The sequence below is a fragment of the Peptostreptococcus anaerobius 653-L genome, assembly GCF_000178095.1.
Taxonomy (GTDB): domain Bacteria; phylum Bacillota; class Clostridia; order Peptostreptococcales; family Peptostreptococcaceae; genus Peptostreptococcus; species Peptostreptococcus anaerobius.
This window is the reverse complement of record NZ_ADJN01000044.1, coordinates 1-1128: the sequence shown is the minus strand read 5'-3', so window position 1 is coordinate 1128 and position 1128 is coordinate 1. Positions and strand designations below refer to the sequence as shown.

Here is a 1128-nt window from a genome sequence, read left to right as displayed (position 1 = left end):
GTTTTTCAAAATACTTGCTATTTTATCGAAAATTATAAATGGATAAGTCAAGGAGTAAAGCTTTGCGTACCTTGACTTAGTTCATTTTAATTTTCACAATAGCAGGCTGTATTTTTGAAATACTCTTCTACAACTTCATTTGGACTTTTAAATTTTAAACTTGTTTTTGCCGTACTATTATATCTTCTTTCATGCTTTGCCACCTGATTTATCAGATCTTTTTCGCTAGTAAATACTTTTCGATTATATAAAATCTTACCATCTTCCCTGTGACTTCTTTCTACTTTTCCATTTTGCCATGGTGAATATGGTCTTGTTCGTTTAATAGTGATACCAAGATTGTTGGCAGCTTTTTCAAATGCACTCTCTTTACTTGTTTTGTCATCATCATTAACAAACTCACGACCGTTATCTACCTGAACGATATGTATTGGAAATCCAATCATTTCTTCCAAATTCTCTAAAAATTTTTTTGTTTCATAGGTACTTTTTTCCTTTACAATCTTCAATTTTCTTTTTCGACTATACTCGTCAATACTTGTTATTTGATAGTATTTATAGCCATATGTAGGAAATTTTATACATTCGTCAGGAACATGTTTTATATCAACTTGTACTTTGTCACCAGGGTATTTACCATCCATTCTATCATATTTTGTGTAACTCTTACGACGTAACTCCGGTTTTTTATAACCCTTATTCCTAATTTGTCTACACATGCTTGAAAAGCTTCTTGTATAGCCCTTTGCTTTACATCGTACGTATACTTCTGCAAGACCATAGATACCATTTCTTTTAAGCATCTTTCTAATTAACTTCAATTCAGATTTTGTGTGAGCATTTGGACTGCGTAAAGGCCTTCTAGAGCCTAATGCTAAGCTCCTTACTGTGCCATCATACTTTTTTAGTTGTCTATACACAAACTGACGGTTAGTATGATATCGCTTTGCGGCTTTTGTAACTCCATATTTTTTAGCAAATTCACATAATTTTTGGCGGTAACGCATTTCTTCTGTTATAATAGACATGAGAGGACTCCTTTACTAAATGGTTTTGTTGATATTACTATTGTATCAGAGTTCCTCTCTTTTTTTATTCAATTGTGTAACATATGTTATAGCACATTAC

1 protein-coding gene is annotated in these 1128 nt (G+C 32.1%); it reads right to left on the bottom strand.

Translation table 11 applies throughout. The features are described from left to right. Nucleotides 1-86: 86 nt before the first annotated feature. Nucleotides 87-1028, bottom strand: a complete 942-nt coding sequence (locus HMPREF0631_RS05075) for a DDE-type integrase/transposase/recombinase (RefSeq protein WP_002843857.1) — start codon at nucleotides 1026-1028, stop codon at nucleotides 87-89. Nucleotides 1029-1128: the final 100 nt, after the last annotated feature.

Coding starts and splice junctions, on each gene's coding strand:
- HMPREF0631_RS05075 (WP_002843857.1), bottom strand. CDS start 1,028: ATGTCTATTATAACAGAAGAAATGCGTTACCGCCAAAAATTATGTGAA.